Source organism: Paractinoplanes lichenicola, from assembly GCF_016785085.1.
Classification (GTDB): domain Bacteria; phylum Actinomycetota; class Actinomycetes; order Mycobacteriales; family Micromonosporaceae; genus Actinoplanes; species Actinoplanes lichenicola.
The window spans coordinates 133,683-150,022 of the sequence record NZ_JAENHO010000005.1 but is presented as its reverse complement, the minus strand read 5'-3'; the positions used below and the strand labels follow the sequence as shown (position 1 = coordinate 150,022).

Annotated in this window: 17 protein-coding genes; 5 read left to right on the top strand and 12 right to left on the bottom strand. The window is 70.0% G+C overall.

Annotation, left to right across the window (positions count from 1 at the left end; translation table 11 throughout):
* Nucleotides 1–23 precede the first annotated feature (23 nt).
* The 12 genes from JKJ07_RS18045 to JKJ07_RS17990 form a co-directional block, all read right to left on the bottom strand.
* A complete protein-coding gene (locus tag JKJ07_RS18045; protein ID WP_202992757.1) occupies nt 24–1,040 on the bottom strand; it encodes an ABC transporter permease in 1,017 nt (338 codons plus the stop codon).
* Nucleotides 1,037–2,644, bottom strand: coding sequence for a sugar ABC transporter ATP-binding protein (locus JKJ07_RS18040; protein ID WP_202992756.1), 1,608 nt, complete (start codon nt 2,642–2,644; stop codon nt 1,037–1,039). Before JKJ07_RS18040 ends, JKJ07_RS18045 begins: the two co-directional genes overlap by 4 nt.
* Nucleotides 2,641–3,867, bottom strand: coding sequence for an ROK family transcriptional regulator (locus JKJ07_RS18035; RefSeq protein WP_202992755.1), 1,227 nt, complete (start codon nt 3,865–3,867; stop codon nt 2,641–2,643). The genes JKJ07_RS18040 and JKJ07_RS18035 overlap by 4 nt, the downstream gene beginning before the upstream one ends.
* A 230-nt stretch (nt 3,868–4,097) precedes the next feature.
* Nucleotides 4,098–5,207, bottom strand: coding sequence for a YihY/virulence factor BrkB family protein (locus tag JKJ07_RS18030; protein WP_202992754.1), 1,110 nt, complete (start codon nt 5,205–5,207; stop codon nt 4,098–4,100).
* Between the two features lie 201 nt (nt 5,208–5,408).
* Nucleotides 5,409–6,218 carry an ABC transporter permease gene (locus JKJ07_RS18025; protein WP_202992753.1) on the bottom strand — a complete coding sequence of 270 codons (810 nt, stop codon included), beginning with the start codon at nt 6,216–6,218 and terminating at the stop codon, nt 5,409–5,411.
* 2 nt (nt 6,219–6,220) lie between these two features.
* Nucleotides 6,221–6,979, bottom strand: a complete 759-nt coding sequence (locus JKJ07_RS18020; protein WP_202992752.1) for an ABC transporter permease — start codon at nt 6,977–6,979, stop codon at nt 6,221–6,223.
* Nucleotides 6,979–7,902 (bottom strand): ABC transporter ATP-binding protein, encoded by a 924-nt coding sequence (locus JKJ07_RS18015; RefSeq protein ID WP_202992751.1) that lies wholly within the window; start codon nt 7,900–7,902, stop codon nt 6,979–6,981. Before JKJ07_RS18015 ends, JKJ07_RS18020 begins: the two co-directional genes overlap by 1 nt.
* A 61-nt stretch (nt 7,903–7,963) precedes the next feature.
* The gene (locus JKJ07_RS18010) at nt 7,964–8,854 is read right to left on the bottom strand and encodes a MerR family transcriptional regulator (RefSeq protein ID WP_202992750.1); all 891 of its coding nucleotides are present in this window, start codon (nt 8,852–8,854) and stop codon (nt 7,964–7,966) included.
* Between the two features lie 221 nt (nt 8,855–9,075).
* Nucleotides 9,076–9,681 (bottom strand): hypothetical protein, encoded by a 606-nt coding sequence (locus JKJ07_RS18005; protein ID WP_202992749.1) that lies wholly within the window; start codon nt 9,679–9,681, stop codon nt 9,076–9,078.
* Nucleotides 9,678–11,537 (bottom strand): DNA primase, encoded by a 1,860-nt coding sequence (gene dnaG, locus JKJ07_RS18000; RefSeq protein ID WP_202992748.1) that lies wholly within the window; start codon nt 11,535–11,537, stop codon nt 9,678–9,680. The genes JKJ07_RS18005 and dnaG overlap by 4 nt, the downstream gene beginning before the upstream one ends.
* 11 nt (nt 11,538–11,548) lie before the next feature.
* Nucleotides 11,549–12,763, bottom strand: a complete 1,215-nt coding sequence (locus JKJ07_RS17995; RefSeq protein WP_202992747.1) for a deoxyguanosinetriphosphate triphosphohydrolase — start codon at nt 12,761–12,763, stop codon at nt 11,549–11,551.
* 4 nt (nt 12,764–12,767) lie between these two features.
* Nucleotides 12,768–13,130: a VOC family protein gene (locus JKJ07_RS17990; protein ID WP_202992746.1), complete on the bottom strand. Its 363-nt coding sequence runs from the start codon at nt 13,128–13,130 to the stop codon at nt 12,768–12,770.
* Between the two features lie 118 nt (nt 13,131–13,248).
* Between JKJ07_RS17990 and JKJ07_RS17985 the strand changes: the two genes are divergently transcribed.
* The 5 genes from JKJ07_RS17985 to JKJ07_RS17965 all read left to right on the top strand — a co-directional run bounded on the left by JKJ07_RS17985 (nt 13,249) and on the right by JKJ07_RS17965 (nt 16,298).
* Nucleotides 13,249–13,758, top strand: a complete 510-nt coding sequence (locus tag JKJ07_RS17985; RefSeq protein ID WP_202992745.1) for a DUF4388 domain-containing protein — start codon at nt 13,249–13,251, stop codon at nt 13,756–13,758.
* Between the two features lie 180 nt (nt 13,759–13,938).
* Nucleotides 13,939–14,286 carry a hypothetical protein gene (locus tag JKJ07_RS17980; protein WP_236029304.1) on the top strand — a complete coding sequence of 116 codons (348 nt, stop codon included), beginning with the start codon at nt 13,939–13,941 and terminating at the stop codon, nt 14,284–14,286.
* Between the two features lie 17 nt (nt 14,287–14,303).
* On the top strand, nt 14,304–15,338 hold the full coding sequence (locus JKJ07_RS17975; RefSeq protein ID WP_202992743.1) for a DUF4388 domain-containing protein: 1,035 nt from the start codon (nt 14,304–14,306) through the stop codon (nt 15,336–15,338).
* Nucleotides 15,339–15,373: 35 nt separating this feature from the next.
* Nucleotides 15,374–15,859 carry a roadblock/LC7 domain-containing protein gene (locus JKJ07_RS17970; protein ID WP_202992742.1) on the top strand — a complete coding sequence of 162 codons (486 nt, stop codon included), beginning with the start codon at nt 15,374–15,376 and terminating at the stop codon, nt 15,857–15,859.
* Nucleotides 15,860–15,926: 67 nt separating this feature from the next.
* Nucleotides 15,927–16,298: a hypothetical protein gene (locus JKJ07_RS17965; RefSeq protein WP_202992741.1), complete on the top strand. Its 372-nt coding sequence runs from the start codon at nt 15,927–15,929 to the stop codon at nt 16,296–16,298.
* The last annotated feature ends 42 nt before the right edge of the window (nt 16,299–16,340 follow it).

The following is a 16,340-nucleotide window of genomic DNA, read 5'->3' as shown; positions in this document are numbered from 1 at the left end:
CGAGCGAAGCCGGGCGAAAGAGATCAGCGCTTGAACAATTGGGTGAGCGATTGGAACCGGAACTGCTGGATCAGGACGGCGGCCACGATGATCCCGCCCTTGACCATGTTCTGAACCTCGGTGGGGAGGTTGTTGATGGCGAACAGGTTGGTGATGGTGGAGAACACCAGCACGCCGAAGAGCGCGCCGACGATGGTGCCGCGGCCACCGCTGAGCAGCGTGCCGCCGATGATCGCCGCGGCGATCGCGTCGAGTTCGTAGAGGTTCGCCATGGCGGCCTGCGCGCTGGTCGCCTGCGACGTGAGCATGATCGCGGCGATGCCGCAGCACAGGCCGGACAGCGCGAACAGCAGCATCGTGTGCCGCTTGACGTTGATGCCGGCGAGCCGGGCCGCCTCGGGGTTGCCACCGACGGCCACCGTGCGCCGGCCGAACGTGGTGCGGTTGAGCAGCACCCAGCCCACGATCACGACGGCGGCCAGGATCCACACCAGCAGCGGGATGCCGAGCGGGCGGGTGCTGGCGATGTCGTTGATCGTGGAGTTGGTCGAGATCTGGGTCTGCTTGCCGGAGATCTGCGCGGCCAGGCCCCGAGCCGCGACCATCATCGCCAGCGTCGCGATGAAGGACACCAGCCTCCCGTACGCGATCAGGAAGCCGTTGATGAGCCCGACGGCGGTGCCGACGATGATCGCCGTGAAGATCATGCCGCCGGCCCCGTAGCTCTGGGTCGCGAGCGTGGTGGACCAGACTCCGGCGATGGCGACGATCGCCCCGACGGACAGGTCGATGCCGCCTCCGATGATCACGAAGGTCATGCCCACCGTGACCACGCCGATCGCCGACGCCTGCTGCAGGATCGTCAGGAAGTTGTTCTTGACCCAGGTCGGGTCGCTGTAGAGGTCGGGCTTCGTCGCGATGCCGACGATGATCAGGAGGATCAGCACGCCGACGAGACCCAGGTTGCGCAGGGTGTTCTCGTCGAGCTTGCGGCGTTCCTGCTTGGCGGGCGCCTCCGGGGGCGCCGTCTGGGTTGTCATGCTGGCTCCCCTTCCAGAATGGACTCAGTCGTGAGCGAACCCGACATGACGAGGTCGAGAACGGTGTCCTCGTCGATCTCGGGCGCCGGCGCCTCTCGGACGATCCGGCCCTCCCGCATGACCAGCACGCGGTCGGACAGGCCGAGCACCTCGGGCACCTCGCTCGAGACGAGCAGCACCCCGACGCCACGTTCGGCCAGGTCTTGAATCACCTGATAGAGCTCGGCCCGGGCGCCGACGTCGACGCCGCGGGTGGGCTCGTCGAGCAGCAGCAGCTTGGTGTCGTCGAGCAGCCAGCGCCCGACCACCACCTTCTGCTGGTTTCCGCCCGAGAGCGTGCGCACCGGGCGGGTGACGTCGCGCGGCCGCAGTTCGAGCAGGTCGGCCGTCTTCTCGGCGGCCCGGCGCTCGCCGCCCGCGTCGGTGAACCCGGCCTTGGCGAAGCCGCTGAACGACGCGAGCGTCATGTTCTTGTAGACCGGCTCGTCGAGCAGCAGCGCCTGGCTCTTGCGCTCCTCGGGGGCCATGCCCATGCCCTTGCGCACCGCCCGGCCGACCCCGGTGATCCGCTGGCCGTCGAGCGTGACCGTGCCGGAGTCGGCCCGGCGCGCGCCGAAGATGGTCTCCAGCAGCTCGGACCGGCCCGAGCCGACCAGGCCGGCGATGCCGACGATCTCGCCCGGCGCGACCGTGAGGCTGGCGTCGGCGAACTCGCCCTTGCGGCTCAGCCCCTCGACGACGAGCAGCGGGTCGCGCGCCTCGAGCGTGCGGCGCGGCGGGAAGACGTACTCGATGGATCGGCCGGTCATGCGGCTCACCAGGTCACGCGTCGGTGTGCTGCGGGCCGGCAGGTTGGCCGCGGTGGTGCGGCCGTCCTTGAGCACGGTGACCCGGTCGCCGATCTCGCGGATCTCCTCGAGCCGGTGCGAGATGTAGATGACCGCGATCCCCTGGGCGGTGAGGCCCTGGATGATGCGGAACAGATTGTCCACTTCGTCATGAGCGAGCACAGCGCTGGGCTCGTCCATGACGATCAGCTTGGCGTCGTGCGAGAGCGCACGGGCCATGCTGACGATCTGTTTGCCCGCCGCGGGCAGGTCACGCACGTGGGTCCGCGGCGGGATCTCCGGGTGGCCCAGGCGGGACAGGATCTCGCGGGTCTTCTGCGCCGTGGACCGCCGGCGGGTGAAGCCGAGGCGGGCGTCCTCGTGTCCGAGGAAGGCGTTCTCGGCCACCGACAGGTCGTCGACGAGGTCGAGCTCCTGATAGATGGTGGCGATGCCGGCGCGCATGGCGGCCTGCGGGGTGGCCGGCGCGAACGGCTCACCGAGCCAGGTGATCTCGCCGCCGTCGGCGTGGTGCACCCCGGCCAGCGTCTTGATCAGCGTGGACTTGCCGGCACCGTTCTGCCCGAGCAGGCAGTGCACCTCGCCGGCGCGCACCTCGAGCGACACGCCGTCGAGGGCCCGTACGCCCGGGAAGGTCTTCACCACATCGGTGAGGCGCAGAACCACGTCTCGGGGGCTGTCGCCGTCGTTCTGCTCCGGCGTCGCCGGCACTTGGTCATCGGATTTGAGGTCTTCACGCGGGGCGGGAATGGTCATGATGCCTGCTCGAAAGCCGTGTCGCTGGCCAGCACGGCGGCGCCGGTGACGCCGGCCCGGCTGCCCAGCTCCGAAAGGACAACGGGGAGGTTGCCGGTGGCCAGGGGCAGCGACCGGCGGTAGACCACACTGCGAATCTCGGCCAGCAGCACGTGCCCGAGCAGGGCCAGGCCGCCGCCGATGACGATCATCGAAGGGTTGGAGAAGGAGACCAGCGTGGCCAGCACCCCGCCGACGCGGCGGCCGCCCTCGCGGATCAGTCGGATACAGGTGACGTCACCCTCGGCGGCGCCCTCGGCGACGTCGCGGGCGGTGATCGTGACGACGGGCTCGGACTGGTCGTCGTCGCTCTGGCTCTCGGCCAGGCTCAACGCGGCGGCAAGCCGCTCGGCCAGGGCCGGCGACTCACCCGAGCGGGCGGCCGCGATGGCGTCCCGGCCCAGGGCGAAGCCGCTGAACAGGGCCTCCAGGCAGCCGGTGTTGCCGCACGAACAGACCGGTCCGTTCGCATCGACCTGGATGTGCCCGATGTCGCCCGCGCAGCCGTCGACCCCGCGATAGACCGTGCCACCCAGGTGGATGCCGCAGCCGATGCCCGTGCCGATCTTGACGAAGAGGAAGTCGTCGACCGAGTGCGCGACGCCGCCGTGCCGCTCGCCGATCGCCATGATGTTCACGTCGTTGTCGACGACGGCGGGGCACCCGTGTTCCCGGGCCAGCAGCTCCCGTACGGGATATCTGTCCCAGCCGGGCATGATCGGGGGCGACACGGGGACGCCGTCGCGGAAGCTCACCGGGCCGGGAACGCCGATGCCGACCGCGTCGAGCCGCTCGTACGCCCCGTCGGTGCGCGCCTTGTGCAGCAGCTCATTGACCCGTTGCAGTATGGTCCTCGGCCCCGAGCGGATGTCGGCGGTCTCGCGATAGGTCGCGACCGGCTCGAGCCGTCCGTTCGTGACCTCTATGTCGATCGAGCTGGCGCCCAGGTCGACGGCGGCGAAACGGAGTCGGGGGTCGAGCTCGACGAGCGTCGACCGGCGGCCGCCGCGCGAGGCGGCCATGCCGGCCTCGGCGATCAGGCCCGCCGCGACGAGCCGCTCGACCTCGGCCAGCAGGCGCGGGCGAGTCAGCTCGAGTCGATCCCCCAGTTCGGCGCGCGACACCGGTCCTTCGTCGCGCAGCAGGCGCAAAACCCGCAGGTGGGGAGCATCGGCCACGTGCACGAAAGACCTCCGGAGGCGCTTAACACCGGGGTAACCCTTCGGTGTTGTGACGGTCACAGTAGGCGCGTTGTGCCTCGGGAGTCCATACCTTCTCGAAGATCATCGCAAACTTTTGTCTCTTGGAGCAAAAGTTGGGTTTGTTATCGGCCGTTGACCTAGGTGTGTTTCCGGCGCCGGACACACGTGAGCCCCCGGCGTTTCCGCGCCGGGGGCTCGAGATCTTGCTCGTCTTAGTTGGTGCTCAACCCTTGCTCGCTGCCCTTCTTGATCTTGCGATCGTCGCGCAGTTCGAGGAACGGCTCGTCCGACGGGTCGTGGCCGGCCGCGATCGCCCGCCCGCGTTCCAGCTCGGCGTCGAGCTCGGCCCCGAGCAGGATCGCGATGTTCGAGATCCACAGCCAGACGAGGAAGGCGATGACACCACCCAGGGTCCCGTACGTCTTGTCGTAGTTGGCGAAGTTGCCCAGGTAGATCGCGAACCCGGCCGACGCGATCAGCCACAGCACCACGGCGAAGATGCCGCCCGGGCTGACCCAGCGGAACCCGCCGGTCTTGGCGTTCGGCGACGCCCAGTAGAGGATGGCGAACATCAGGCTGACCAGCATGATCAGCACCGGCCACTTGGCGATGTTCCAGGTCGTCACGGCCGCGTCGCCGAGGCCGATCCGGTCGCCGACCACCTGGGCCAGGTCGCCGGTGAAGATGACGATGAACGCGGAGACGATCAGCATGAGGCCGATGACCGCGGTGACACCGACCCGGATGGGCAGCGTCTTCCAGATCGGGCGGCCCTCGGGCACGTCGTAGACGGCGTTGGAGGCGCGCATGAAGGCGGCCACATAACCCGAGGCCGACCAGAACGCCAGGAGCACACCGATGATCGCGGCGAACCCGGCGCCGCCGGTGCCCTGAACCTGGTCGATCACCGTGCCGACCAGGTCCTCGATCTGCTGATTGTTAGCGATCTCGCTGACCGTGTCCTTCACGGTCTCCTGGCCGTTGTCGCTGAGCAGGCCGAGAATCGACACGAGCACGACGGCACCAGGGAAAATCGACAGCACGCCGTAGTACGTCAGCGCGGCCGCCCAGTCCGAGACGTTGTCCTCGGAGAACTGCTTGAACGTGCGCTTCACCGCGGCGAACAGGCCCTTGCCCTTGAGCTGGGTCGGGCTGTCCGGACCGGCGTCGGGCGACGGGGCGGAGAGGTTGGGCTCCTTGTCCTCGCCCGTCCGGGTGCTGGTGGCCGCGGCCACGTCGTAGTCCTCGGCTCCCTTGCCGCGGGCCTTCTCGGCGTCGGCGGAGCTCGCCTTCTCATCGTCGTGCTTGTGGCGCAGCTTCATCGGGTTCCTCCAGGCACACGGTCCTTGATCAGGTCCGCCTCGCACGCCGCCCCGGGCTCCGTGACATGCGACAACGACCTGATCCCGTGATGCCCGCCACGAGCCGCCCCTAACCACCTTCTCCCCGTTCGGGAACGTCACCGTTCACCATCTGCGCTTATTTGCGTCGCTTTATTTGCCTCGCTCTCATTTGCCTCGCTCTTATTTGCAGAGCTGCTTCGCCATCCGCCGGCCGGCCACGGTCAGGCCGAGCGCCATCAGGGCCAGCAGATAAGCCACGTCGAGCAGCTGCAGCCAGCCCGTCGTGCCGGTGCTCAACGCCCGGATCAGGTCGACCGAGCGGTAAAGCGGAGTGATCTCGATCAGCCAGCGCACGACCGCCGGATAGGCCGTGGGCGGGACGAAGGTGCCCGAGAACAGGAACAGGGCGAACTGACCGGCCGCGATGAGGTCGAAATCCTGCCAGCTGCGGATGATCGTCGCCACGGCCATGCCCAGCGCGCCGAAGGCCAGGCCCACCAGCAGCGTGGCGGGCAGCATGACCAGCGCGCGCGACCACGTGGTGAGGCCCATCAGCGTCATGATGACCACGAACGCGGCCGAATAGATCACGCCGCGGACCATCGCCCAGGCCAGCTCGCCCAGCGCGATCTCGATCGGGCGGACGGGGGTGGCCAGAATGCCCTCGTAGAGCCGGACGAACTTCATCTTGCCGAAGAAGTTGAACGTCGTCTCGGCCAGCGCCCCGGTCATCGCCGACGCCGCGAGCATGGCCGGGGCCACGAACTCGGCGTAACCCACCACCTCGCCCCCGGGCAGCGTGATGTCGCCGATCAGCGCGCCCACGCCGACCCCGATCGAGAACAGATAGAGCACCGGCTCGAGGAAGCCGGACACCATGACCACCCAGTACGCCGAGCGCAGCGTCGAGATGTTGCGCTCGGTCACCGAGGCCGCGCGGCGCCCCGTGCCCTCGAAGGACAGCAGCCGCGGCATCACCAGACTCACCATGATCACACCACCAGCCGGCGACGGAAACGGGCGTTGACCAGCAGCCAGCCGGCGACGCACCAGGCCAGCAGCACGGCCACGTGCACCACCCCGAGCGCCCCCGGGTCGAGGCCGAGCATCGCGTCACGGCTCAGCTCGACGCCGTGCCACAACGGGAACACGTATGCCACCCACTGCAGCAGCAGGGGCAGCGACTCGACCGGGAAGAACACCCCGGAGAACAGCGACATCGGCAGCACCGCGAACCGCATCAGGATGATCAGATAGCTGTCGCTGGTGATGCTGGCCGCATAGGCCATCGTGGGGGCGGCTGAGGCCATGCCGACCAGCAGCGCCACCAGCAGGGTCATCGGCGCCCACCACGAATGCAGCGTGCCGAAGGCGGCCGCCATCGCGAGGAACGCCGCCGCGGTGAGCAGCACCCGGAACAGCATGAAGGCCAGATGGCCGCCGATGATGTCGGCCACCCGCAGCGGCGCCGCGGCCTGCGCGAAATAGACCTTGAGCCACTCGAAATAGCTCAGCACCGGCCAGGTGGCCTCGCCGAACGCCGCCTGCATGGCCGTCGACGCGATCAGGCCAGGCACGATCCAGTCGATGTAGGGCACGCCCTCGACGCCGCCCCGCACGTAGGCCCCGACGCCGACGCCGAACCCGAGCAGCGTCAGCAACGGCATGACCAACGTCGACAAGGCGCTCGAGCGCCAGGTGCGGCGATAGTTGACCAGGTGATATTCCAGAACGGAGAGCGTGGCCGTCATCAGTCGACCAGCGTCCGGCCGGTGAGATGCAGAAAGACGTCCTCCAGGCTGCTGCGCCGCACGAGCACGCTGGCCGGGCTGAGCGAGCGGCGGTTGACCTCGTCGGCCGCGCCGTCGCCGTCGTCGACGTAGAGCAGGACGCGGTCGGGCAGCACCTCGAGCCGCTCGCCGATGCCGGCCAGCTTGTCGGCGTAGGCCGCCTGATCCTCGGTGTTGAAGCGCAGCTCGACGACCTCGCGCGTCGAATACTGCTCGATCAGCGCCCGCGGCGACCCCTCGGCGACGATGCGGCCGCCGTCCATCACCACCAGGCGGTCGCAGAGCTGCTCCGCCTCATCCATGTAATGGGTGGTCAGCACCAGCGTCACGCCCTGCTGCTTGAGCCGGAACAACCGCTCCCACACCAGGTGGCGGGCCTGCGGGTCGAGGCCGGTGGTGGGCTCGTCGAGCAGCACCATCTCGGGCTGGTTGACCATCGCGCGGGCGATCGTGAGCCGCCTCTTCATGCCGCCCGACAACGGCTCGACCTTGCTGTCGGCGCGCTCGGACAGCTGCACGAACTCGAGCAGCTCGTCGGCGCGGCGGCGGGCCTCCTTGCGCGCGATGCCGAAGAAGCGGGCGTAGGTCGTCAGGTTTTCCCGCACGGTGAGCTCGATGTCGAGGTTGTCGAGCTGGGGGCAGACGCCGAGCTTGGCCCGGATCTTGGGACCGTCGCGCCGCGGATCCAGGCCGAGGATCTCGAGCACGCCCTCGCTGGGCGGGGAGACACACCCGATCATGCGCATGGTCGAGCTCTTGCCCGCCCCGTTGGGCCCGAGGAAGCCGAACGCCTCGCCCCGCCGGACGTCGACGTCGATGCCGTCGACCGCGGTGAAATCGCCGAACCGTTTGATCAGGCCGCGCGCGTGTATCAGGGAGTCCACGCTGACGACCCTAGAGAGGGGGTACGACAGAAACGACCGCTTTTCCCACCGGCACAGGCGATCAGTTGTCCGGGGAGCAGGCGTTGGCCAGGGCGTCGCCGAAAAGCCGCCCAGCGAGTTCCACGCAGCGCATCCGAGCAGGCGAGAAGTCGTACGGCAGCTTGGTGATCGCCGCGGCGGCACTCAGCTTCGCGCCCTCATCCCCTGTCAGATCGGCGTCATAGCCCTCGAAGATCCTCTCCTCGTCCGCGTCGAGACCAGCCGCCTCGATGGCTCGATTCAGGGCCATCAGGTGAGCGCAGCGCTGCACGGCGAGCTCTTCGACGCGCGGGTCGTCGGGTTCGACGCCGTCGTCGAGGGCGGCCTCGGCCGCCTCCAGACGATCCTCCTCGGCCCGCAGGCCGGGGTGGGTGGCCAGCATGATGAACGTGCCGGCCTGGATGGCGGCGCCCAGCGGCCCGAAGATCCGTTCAGTGACCAACAGGGTGTCCAGATCCGAGTGGCGCAACGCGCCCGCGGGCAGGTCGCTGAGCCGGTCCGTGACCAGTTCCGAGAGCAGCCCCAGCGGGCTGCCCACCGCCTGCAGGCGCTGGACAGCCGCGCGCCGGCGTTTGACGGCGGCCTCCTGCGCCGCCAAGGTCTCCTCCAGGCGGGCCAGGACCGACTCGATACCCGGGGCTTGGTCCCGGGCTTCGTCCAGGGCTTCGTCCCGGGCTTCGTCGAAGGCGACCCGCATGTCATCCAGGCTGATACCGGCATCCGCCATCTTGCGGATCCACAGCAGGCGGGTCATGTCTTCGTAGCCGTAGCGGCGGCGGCCGTCCCCGCCGCGCTCGGGCTCCGGCAGCAGACCGATCTCGTGGTAGTGGCGGATGGCGCGTGGGGTTGTCCCGGCGAACGCGGCGGCATCACCGATCTTGACCTGCCGGGGAGGCGTGAGGGAGGGGTACATCGCAGACGGAGCCTTCCGTGTTGTGGTGCCCCGACCCCACCACATGCCGCTACGGCATGTGCAACAACAGCGTCACGGTGTACTAGTCCCCGGATAAAAAACCCGCCCTCCCAGGGGGGCCACCGCCACGGGATCATCATGACCGAAAAGCGGCGATCTTGCGCGGGGGCCTGTGGACAACCCGGGATTGTGGATAACTCGGGAGCCCGGTTGGGGCGGCCCTATTCTGGGGCGGCCATCGTGCCTTGGGCGGTGGCCACCAGCTCGTCAGTCAGCTCGATCACGGCAGGGAGGGTCACCGGTGTGCCCGAGTCGTAGCGAACCGCCCAGCTCAACCCGTTCCGCCCCGGCACGCGGCGGCCGACCACCCGCACCCCGCCCGCGCCCGACGGCAGCGGATGGTGCGTCGTGTAGGCCACCGACCTGGTCACCCGGGTGCGCACCTGGTCGGGCAGCTGGCCGGGTTCGAGCAGCAGGAAGCTCTGGATCGGGCCGTCCACGAGCACGGCGTAACCGTCGCGCTCCTCGGCCTGCTCGGCCGGGGTGATCCGCAGCTCGCGCCCCGACCAGGCCGCCTTGTGGATCTCATGCCAGCCCAGGCGGCGAGCCGAGGAGCCGGCCGGACGGGAGCCGGCCGAAGAGGAGCCGGCGGGAGCGGAGCCGCCAGAAGAGGAGCCGGCGGGGGAACCGGGCAGCCACAGCCCGTGGTTCGTCGCCACCACGGCCCGCTCGTCGGAGACCAGCGCCCACGCCACGACCCGCTCCTCCTTGTCGAGCTGCGGCTTGAGGGCCGCCGGGAGGGAGGGCTTGCGCCGAAGGAAGTTCACAGTCCACCTGCCGCCTGGTCGCGCAGGGCCCGGGCCTGCTGTTCGAGCGAGAAGAGCTCGCCGGCCAGGGCGAGGTAGGCGTCCTTGTTGGCCACCGGGTTGAGCCGTTGCACCTTGGACTTGAGGTCGCGGATGCGGGTCGTCACCGCGCCCATCTGCAGCCGGGCCAGCGTGATCTGCACGTAGTAGGGCTCCACGGCCCCGTCGACGCGCAGCGGCTCGACCGCGAGCTGCGAGATCATGCCCTGCCCGGCCAGGTCGGTGCAGCTGTCGCGCACCTTCTCGATCCAGACCACGCCACCGCTCGACACCGACGACGCGCCCCCGGCGGCCTCGATCGCCGTGCGCACCGCCTGATAGACCGGGTCGGCGTAGTTCTCGGCGCCGACGACGTCGAACATCGGGCCGGCCAGCACCGGTTCCTGCAGCGCGAGCTTGAGCGACTCGCGTTCGACCAGCCGCTGCGGCGCCTCGGCGGCCTGCGGGGCGGGCCGGGCGTCGGCCACGTCGGAGCCGCGCATGGCCGACGCCACGGCCCGCTGCACCGGCTCGAGATCCATGCCCAGGTCGCCGGCGAGCTTGCGGGCGTACTCGGGCCGCTTCTCCCGGTCTTTGATCTTGGCGATGAGCGGGGCGGCGCGGCGCATGGCGTCGACCCGGCCCTCGACCGTGTCGAGATCGAACTTGGCCAGCGTCTGCCGCAACGCGAAGTCGACCAGCGGCTCCCGCCCGGCGATCATGTCGCGGACGGCCAGGTCACCCTTGGCCAGCCGCAGCTCGCACGGGTCCATGTTGTCGGGGCTGACGGCGATGAACGTCCGCCCGACGAAGCGCTGATCCTCCTCGAAGGCCCGCAACGCCGCCTTCTGCCCCGCCGCGTCGCCGTCGAACGTATAGATGATCTCGCCGGTGAAGCTGTCGCTGTCCATCAGCAGGCGGCGCAGCACCCCGATGTGGTCGATGCCGAACGCCGTGCCGCAGGTGGCCACCGCCGTCGGCTCGCCGGCCTCGTGGCAGGCCATCACGTCGGTGTACCCCTCGACGATCACCGCCCGGCCCCGCTTGGCGATCTCGCGCTTGGCGTGGTCGATGCCGTAGAGCACGTGCGACTTCTTGTAGAGCGGCGTCTCGGGCGTGTTCAGATATTTCGGGCCGTCGTCGTCGTCGAACAGCTTGCGCGCGCCGAAGCCGATCACGTCGCCCGACAGGTCGCGGATCGGCCACAGCAGCCGCCGCCGGAACCGGTCGATCATCGAGCCCGACCGGGCCGGCTTGGTCAGCCCCGCGGTGTTCAGCTCGTCGGCCGTGAAGCCCTTCTGCCGCAAATGCTTGGCCAGCGCGTCCCACGAGTCGGGGGCGAACCCGCAGCCGTACCGCTCGGCCGCGTCACGCCCGAAGCCGCGCTCGGCCAGGAACTGCCGGGCCTTGCGCGCGCCCGGGGTGCCGAGCTGGTCGCGATAGAAGTCGGTCGCGGCGGCGTGCGCGGCCAGCAGCCGCTGCCGCTGCCCGGTCTGTGGCCGGGGCCCGCTCGGCGCGCCCGTCTCGTCGTAGCGCAGCTGCACGCCCGCACGCCCGGCGAGCCGCTCGATCGACTCCATGAACGACAGATGCTCGGCATCCATCAGGAACTTGATCGCGTCGCCGCCCACGCCACAACCGTGGCAATAATAAACATTTCGGGCAGGCGCCACCGTGAACGACGGGGTCTTCTCGTCGTGGAAGGGGCACAGGCCCTTGAGGTTGCCACCGCCCGCGGGCCGCAGCGTCACCGACTCGCTGATGATGTCGGCGATCGACGTGCGGTCGCGGACCAGTGCGATGTCTTCGTCCTTGACCCTGCCCGCCACGGCATACATCCTGCCTCGTGTCAGGCGCGCGCTGCCACCAGGGTCCCGTGCCAGCTCACCGCGGCCGTGTCGGTGAGCGACGCCACCTGGTCGATCACGACGCGCAGCGCCTCGGCGTCACTCTCCGCTGCCTCGAAGAGGGGCGCAAAGATCGGATCAAGAGCGTCCGGCGTACGCATGAGGGCCTGCACCAGCTCGACCAGGATGACACGCTGCCGCTCGTACCACTCCTCGGCCGCTCGCGTCCGCATCACGTAGCGCAACGCCATGCCCTTGAGCAGCGCGCACTGATTACGCACGGTTCGCGGCACGATCAGGTCGGCGGCGTACCGGCGTACGGGATCGGTGCCGAACCGGCTCTGGGTCGCGCCGACCGCCGAAGCCACGAAACGGCCGGTCAGCACGCTGGTCATCCGTTTGAGGCCGACCTGGGCCCGGTAGCTGCCGTCGTAGTCCGCGACCTCGGTCACCACCGGGTCGGCCAGCAGTTGATCGAGGGCGGCGGCCAGCTCGCCGACCGGCTCGTCGGAGTAGACCTCGGCCACGTCGGCGCACAGGGCGGCCCGCTCGCCGGCGTCCTCGATCAGCGGCCGCAGCGCCAGGTAGTTGCCGTGCACGCCGTCCTCGACGTCGTGCACGGAATAGGCCACGTCGTCGGCCCAGTCCATCACCTGCGCCTCGATGCAGCGCCGCTCACCCGGTTCGGCCCCGCGGATCCAGTCGAAGACCGGGCGGTCGTCGGCGTACACCCCGAACTTGCGCCGTCCCGGCTGCCGCTCCCAGGGGTATTTGCAGCTCGCGTCGAGCGACGCCCGGGTCAGGTTGAGCCCGGCCCCGGGCACCTTGGCCTCGAGCCGGGTCAGCACCCGCAGCGTCTGGGCGTTGCCCTCGAAGCCGCCGCAGGGTTCGGCCACGACGTGCAGCGCCGCCTCGCCGTTGTGGCCGAACGGCGGGTGGCCCAGGTCGTGGGCGAGCCCGGCCACGTCGACCACGTCGGGGTCGCAGCCGAGCCGCTCGCCCATCTCGCGGGAGATCTGCGCCACCTCGAGCGAGTGGGTCAGGCGCGTCCGCAGGAAGTCGTCCGAGCCCGCGGTGTGCACCTGGGTCTTGGCGGCGAGCCGGCGGAACCCGGCCGAGTGCAGCACCCGGGCGCGGTCGCGCTGGTAGGGCGTTCGTCCGTATCCGCTGTCCTTGGCCGGTTCGGGAATCCACCGCTGGGCGTCGAACGCCGTCATGTGATCAGCCTAAGCGGCTCCTCGAGGAGAGGACACAGAACTCGTTGCCCTCGGGGTCGGCCAGCACGACCCAGGGCACGTCGTCGCCCTGGCCGATGTCGGCGTGCCGGGCGCCCATGTCGAGCAGACGCTCCACCTCGGCCTCCTGGTCGTCCGGGCGCAGGTCGATGTGCAGCCGGTTCTTGACCTTCTTGACCTCGGGGTCGCGGCCGAAGAGCAGGCCTGGCAGCTGGTCGGCGCCGCGGCGGATCTCCACCTCGTCGGGCTGCTCGTGCACGATCACGTAGCCGAGCGCCTCGGCCCACCAGCGAGCGAGCCGCGCGGGGTCCTCCGCGTCGACGACGATCTGCTCCCATTGGCTCGGCATCCATCTCTCCTTCATCGAAAAGTGGCGATCATGTTACGCGCCTGCCTCCATTAGACCCCGTCGGTAACAGCGCACTGACGGTCCGACGACGGCCCTCGATGCCGCTGAGGATGACTGCGTGATTCCAGGTTCACCGGCCACCGCGAGTCTGCGGCGCCTGCTGACGGAGTTGGGTGAGTCCGCGCGCACCGGCGCGCTGCACATCGACGGGCACCCGGGTGGTGTCCTCTATCTGGTGGCCGGGCGGATCGCGTACGCCGAGACCCCGGCCTGCCCCGGCATCGGCGACCGCCTCGTCGCGTCGGGCCGCATCCCGGCCGCGGTCTGGCGGCGGGCGCTGGCCGAGGGCCGCGGCGCGCATCGGGTCGGGCGGCTGCTGCTGCGCGACGGGTTGATCGGGCAGCACGAGCTGGCGCTGCGGCTGGTGGCGGCGATCGCGGACGCCACGCACGAGCTGTTGCAGTCGGCCGCGGCCCCGGTGCGTTTCGTGCCGGGCGAGCGGCATTGGCTGGGCCCGGTGGCAGGTCTGGAGCCGGCCCGCCGTTTACGCGCGATCGGGAGACGAAATGCCTGCCCACGGGCGTGGTCGCCACGGCCGCCGACCATGACGCACATGGGGTGCGACTAGCTGCCGCGGTGTGGTCAGAGGATGGCCCACGGTGACGGCGAGGCCACGTGATCCAGCGGGGTGGCGCCGGCGCCGACCGGAGGCTCGCCGAGGACCGCGGCAATGATGCACGGCCCGGCGGGAGCAGCGCAGCGCTGAGGAGAAGAAGTGCCCGGCGTCGATCATTGTCTACAGGAGGCCATGGCGATCCCTGGCGCGGTCGGCGCCAGCCTCGTCGACTACACCACCGGCTTCCCGGTCGCCACGACGGGAGCCGCACCGAACTCCGATCACCAGGCCGCGGCGGCGGGGACGGCCGACGTGGTGCAGGCGGCCACCAGCCGATCGCTGTTCGTCTCGGCCCTGCCGCACGACCTGCTCGAAGATCTGATCATCACGACCGCCGGCGGCTATCACCTGCTGCGGCTGGTGCACACCGACTTCGACAGCCGGCTGGTGCTCTACGTCTGGCTCGACCGGGTGCAGGGCAACCTCGCGGTGGCCCGCCGCCGCATGCAGAAGCTCGCCGACGAGCTCGTCGCTACCTGATGGGAACGGGAGTGGTTTTGACAGCCTCGAAGACCGTCTCGCCGGGGCGCCTGCTCACGCAGGTGGCCGGCGAGCGGCAGACCGGCGTGCTGGTGGTCGGCGGCCACCCCGGCGGCGCGGTCTACGTCCTCGAGGGCCAGGTCATCTACGCCGAGTCGCCGGCCGCCCCCGGCGTCGGCGAGTTGCTCACGGCGTCGGGCCGGCTGGCCGGGCGCACCTGGCAGAACGCGCTCGACCTGGGCACCTCCACCGCGCGGGTCGGGCGGCTGCTGGTCGAGCAGGGCCACCTGACCCGGGGTGAGCTCGAGATGTGCGTGCTCGGGGCGATCTATGACGCGGCGTACTTCGCGCTCGCGGCCGGCGCGGCCCAGGTCGACTTCCTGACCGGGGCGACGCACTGGCTCGGCCCGGTCGTGCACGTCGACCCGGTGGCGGTCACCGACGAGGTGGCGCGACGGGTGCGCATCCTCGACGAAATCTTCCCGGACGCGCGGGTCGACACGACGGCGATCGCCCCGGCGACCCGGCCGCCCCGCGAGCGGATCTCGCTCACCGCCCTGCAGTGGGAGCTGCTCGTGCACGCGGACGGGCAGCGTACGCCGGCCGATCTGGCTCTGCTGCTGGGCAAGGCCGGGTTCGCCTGCGTGCAGGAGCTGCGCCGGATGGCGGCGATGGGGCTGATCGAGCTGCCCGAGAAACCGGCGCCCGGGCCGGAGCTCGTGCGGCTGCCCCGGGCGCGGGGCACGGCCGTTGACGTGCAGCGACCGCCGGTGGTTCAGGAGGCGCAGCCCGTGGTGGTGGAGGCGCAGCCCATGGTTGTGGAGGCCCGAGCCACCGCGCCAGTACCGGACAAAACGGATCCCCCGCGCCATTCGGTGCCCGATGAGAGCGCGGCCACCCAGGCGCTCTATCGACCGCCGCCCCGCCTGGCCCGCCGCAAACCCGGGGCCCGGCTGCCCAAGGAGGTCGCCGGCGAGCCCCCGCCGGTGCATCAGGGCACCGACGAAGTCCTGCTCAAGCGCATTCGCACCGCACTGAGGGCCTTGCGGTGACACGCGCACCCCCGAGGGAGAAGGAGAGACCGAGGATGACGGTGGATCCGGCGGTGCTCGAGGAGCTCGACCGCCTGCGAGGCCGGCTGCACGAACTCTCCGGCAGCGTGCTCGCCACCACCGACGGGCTGGTGGTCGCGCACGACGCGCACGACATCGAGCCGGACAGCATCGCCGCGCTGGCCGCGGCCCACCTCGCACTGGCCCGCCGCTTCGCACATGCCGTCAATCACGGCGATCTGCGCGAAAGCGTGGTGGAGTGCGATCGCGGCTACATAACCTCATACACGGCAGGCCCCAACGCCCTGCTCACCCTGGTCACCTCGGGCGACGCGAACCTGGCCATGGTGCACCTCGAGGCGCGCCGCTGCGTCCGCCGCCTCGTCCGGATCCTGAGGTTGGAGAACCCACGCCCTCGCCCGGAGATCCCGCAGCAGGCGGGACCACCGAGCCCTCTGGCCCGGCGCACGCCGATGGCCAGCCTGTCGACCAACGCCCGCCGGCGGCAGGCCGCGGGCTAGCCCGCATGTTTCGAACGGTCCGCCATCACGAACGGACCGCCATCCCACCGCACTGGAGGACAATTCCATGGCCGACATGGACACCGCACTCAAAGAGATCATGGAGATCGACGGCGCCGTCGGCGTCGCCCTGGTCGACCACACGAGCGGCATGGCCCTCGGCACCGTGGGCGGCGGCAAGGACCTCGACCTGACGGTCGCCGCGGCCGGCAACACCGATGTGGTGCGGGCCAAGCTGCGCGCGATGGAGATGCTCAACATCACCGAGAAGATCGAGGACATCCTGATCACCCTCGACACGCAGTATCACCTGATCCGCCCGCTGACCAGCCGGGCCGGCAAGGGCCTGTTCCTCTATGTGGCCCTGCGCCGCGACCGGTCGAATCTGGCCATGGCCCGGCACCAGCTCAAGCGCATCGAGAACGACATGGACGTCTAAAACCGTCATCTCCGATGCGGAAAGGGAGGGCCGTTCCGGGCC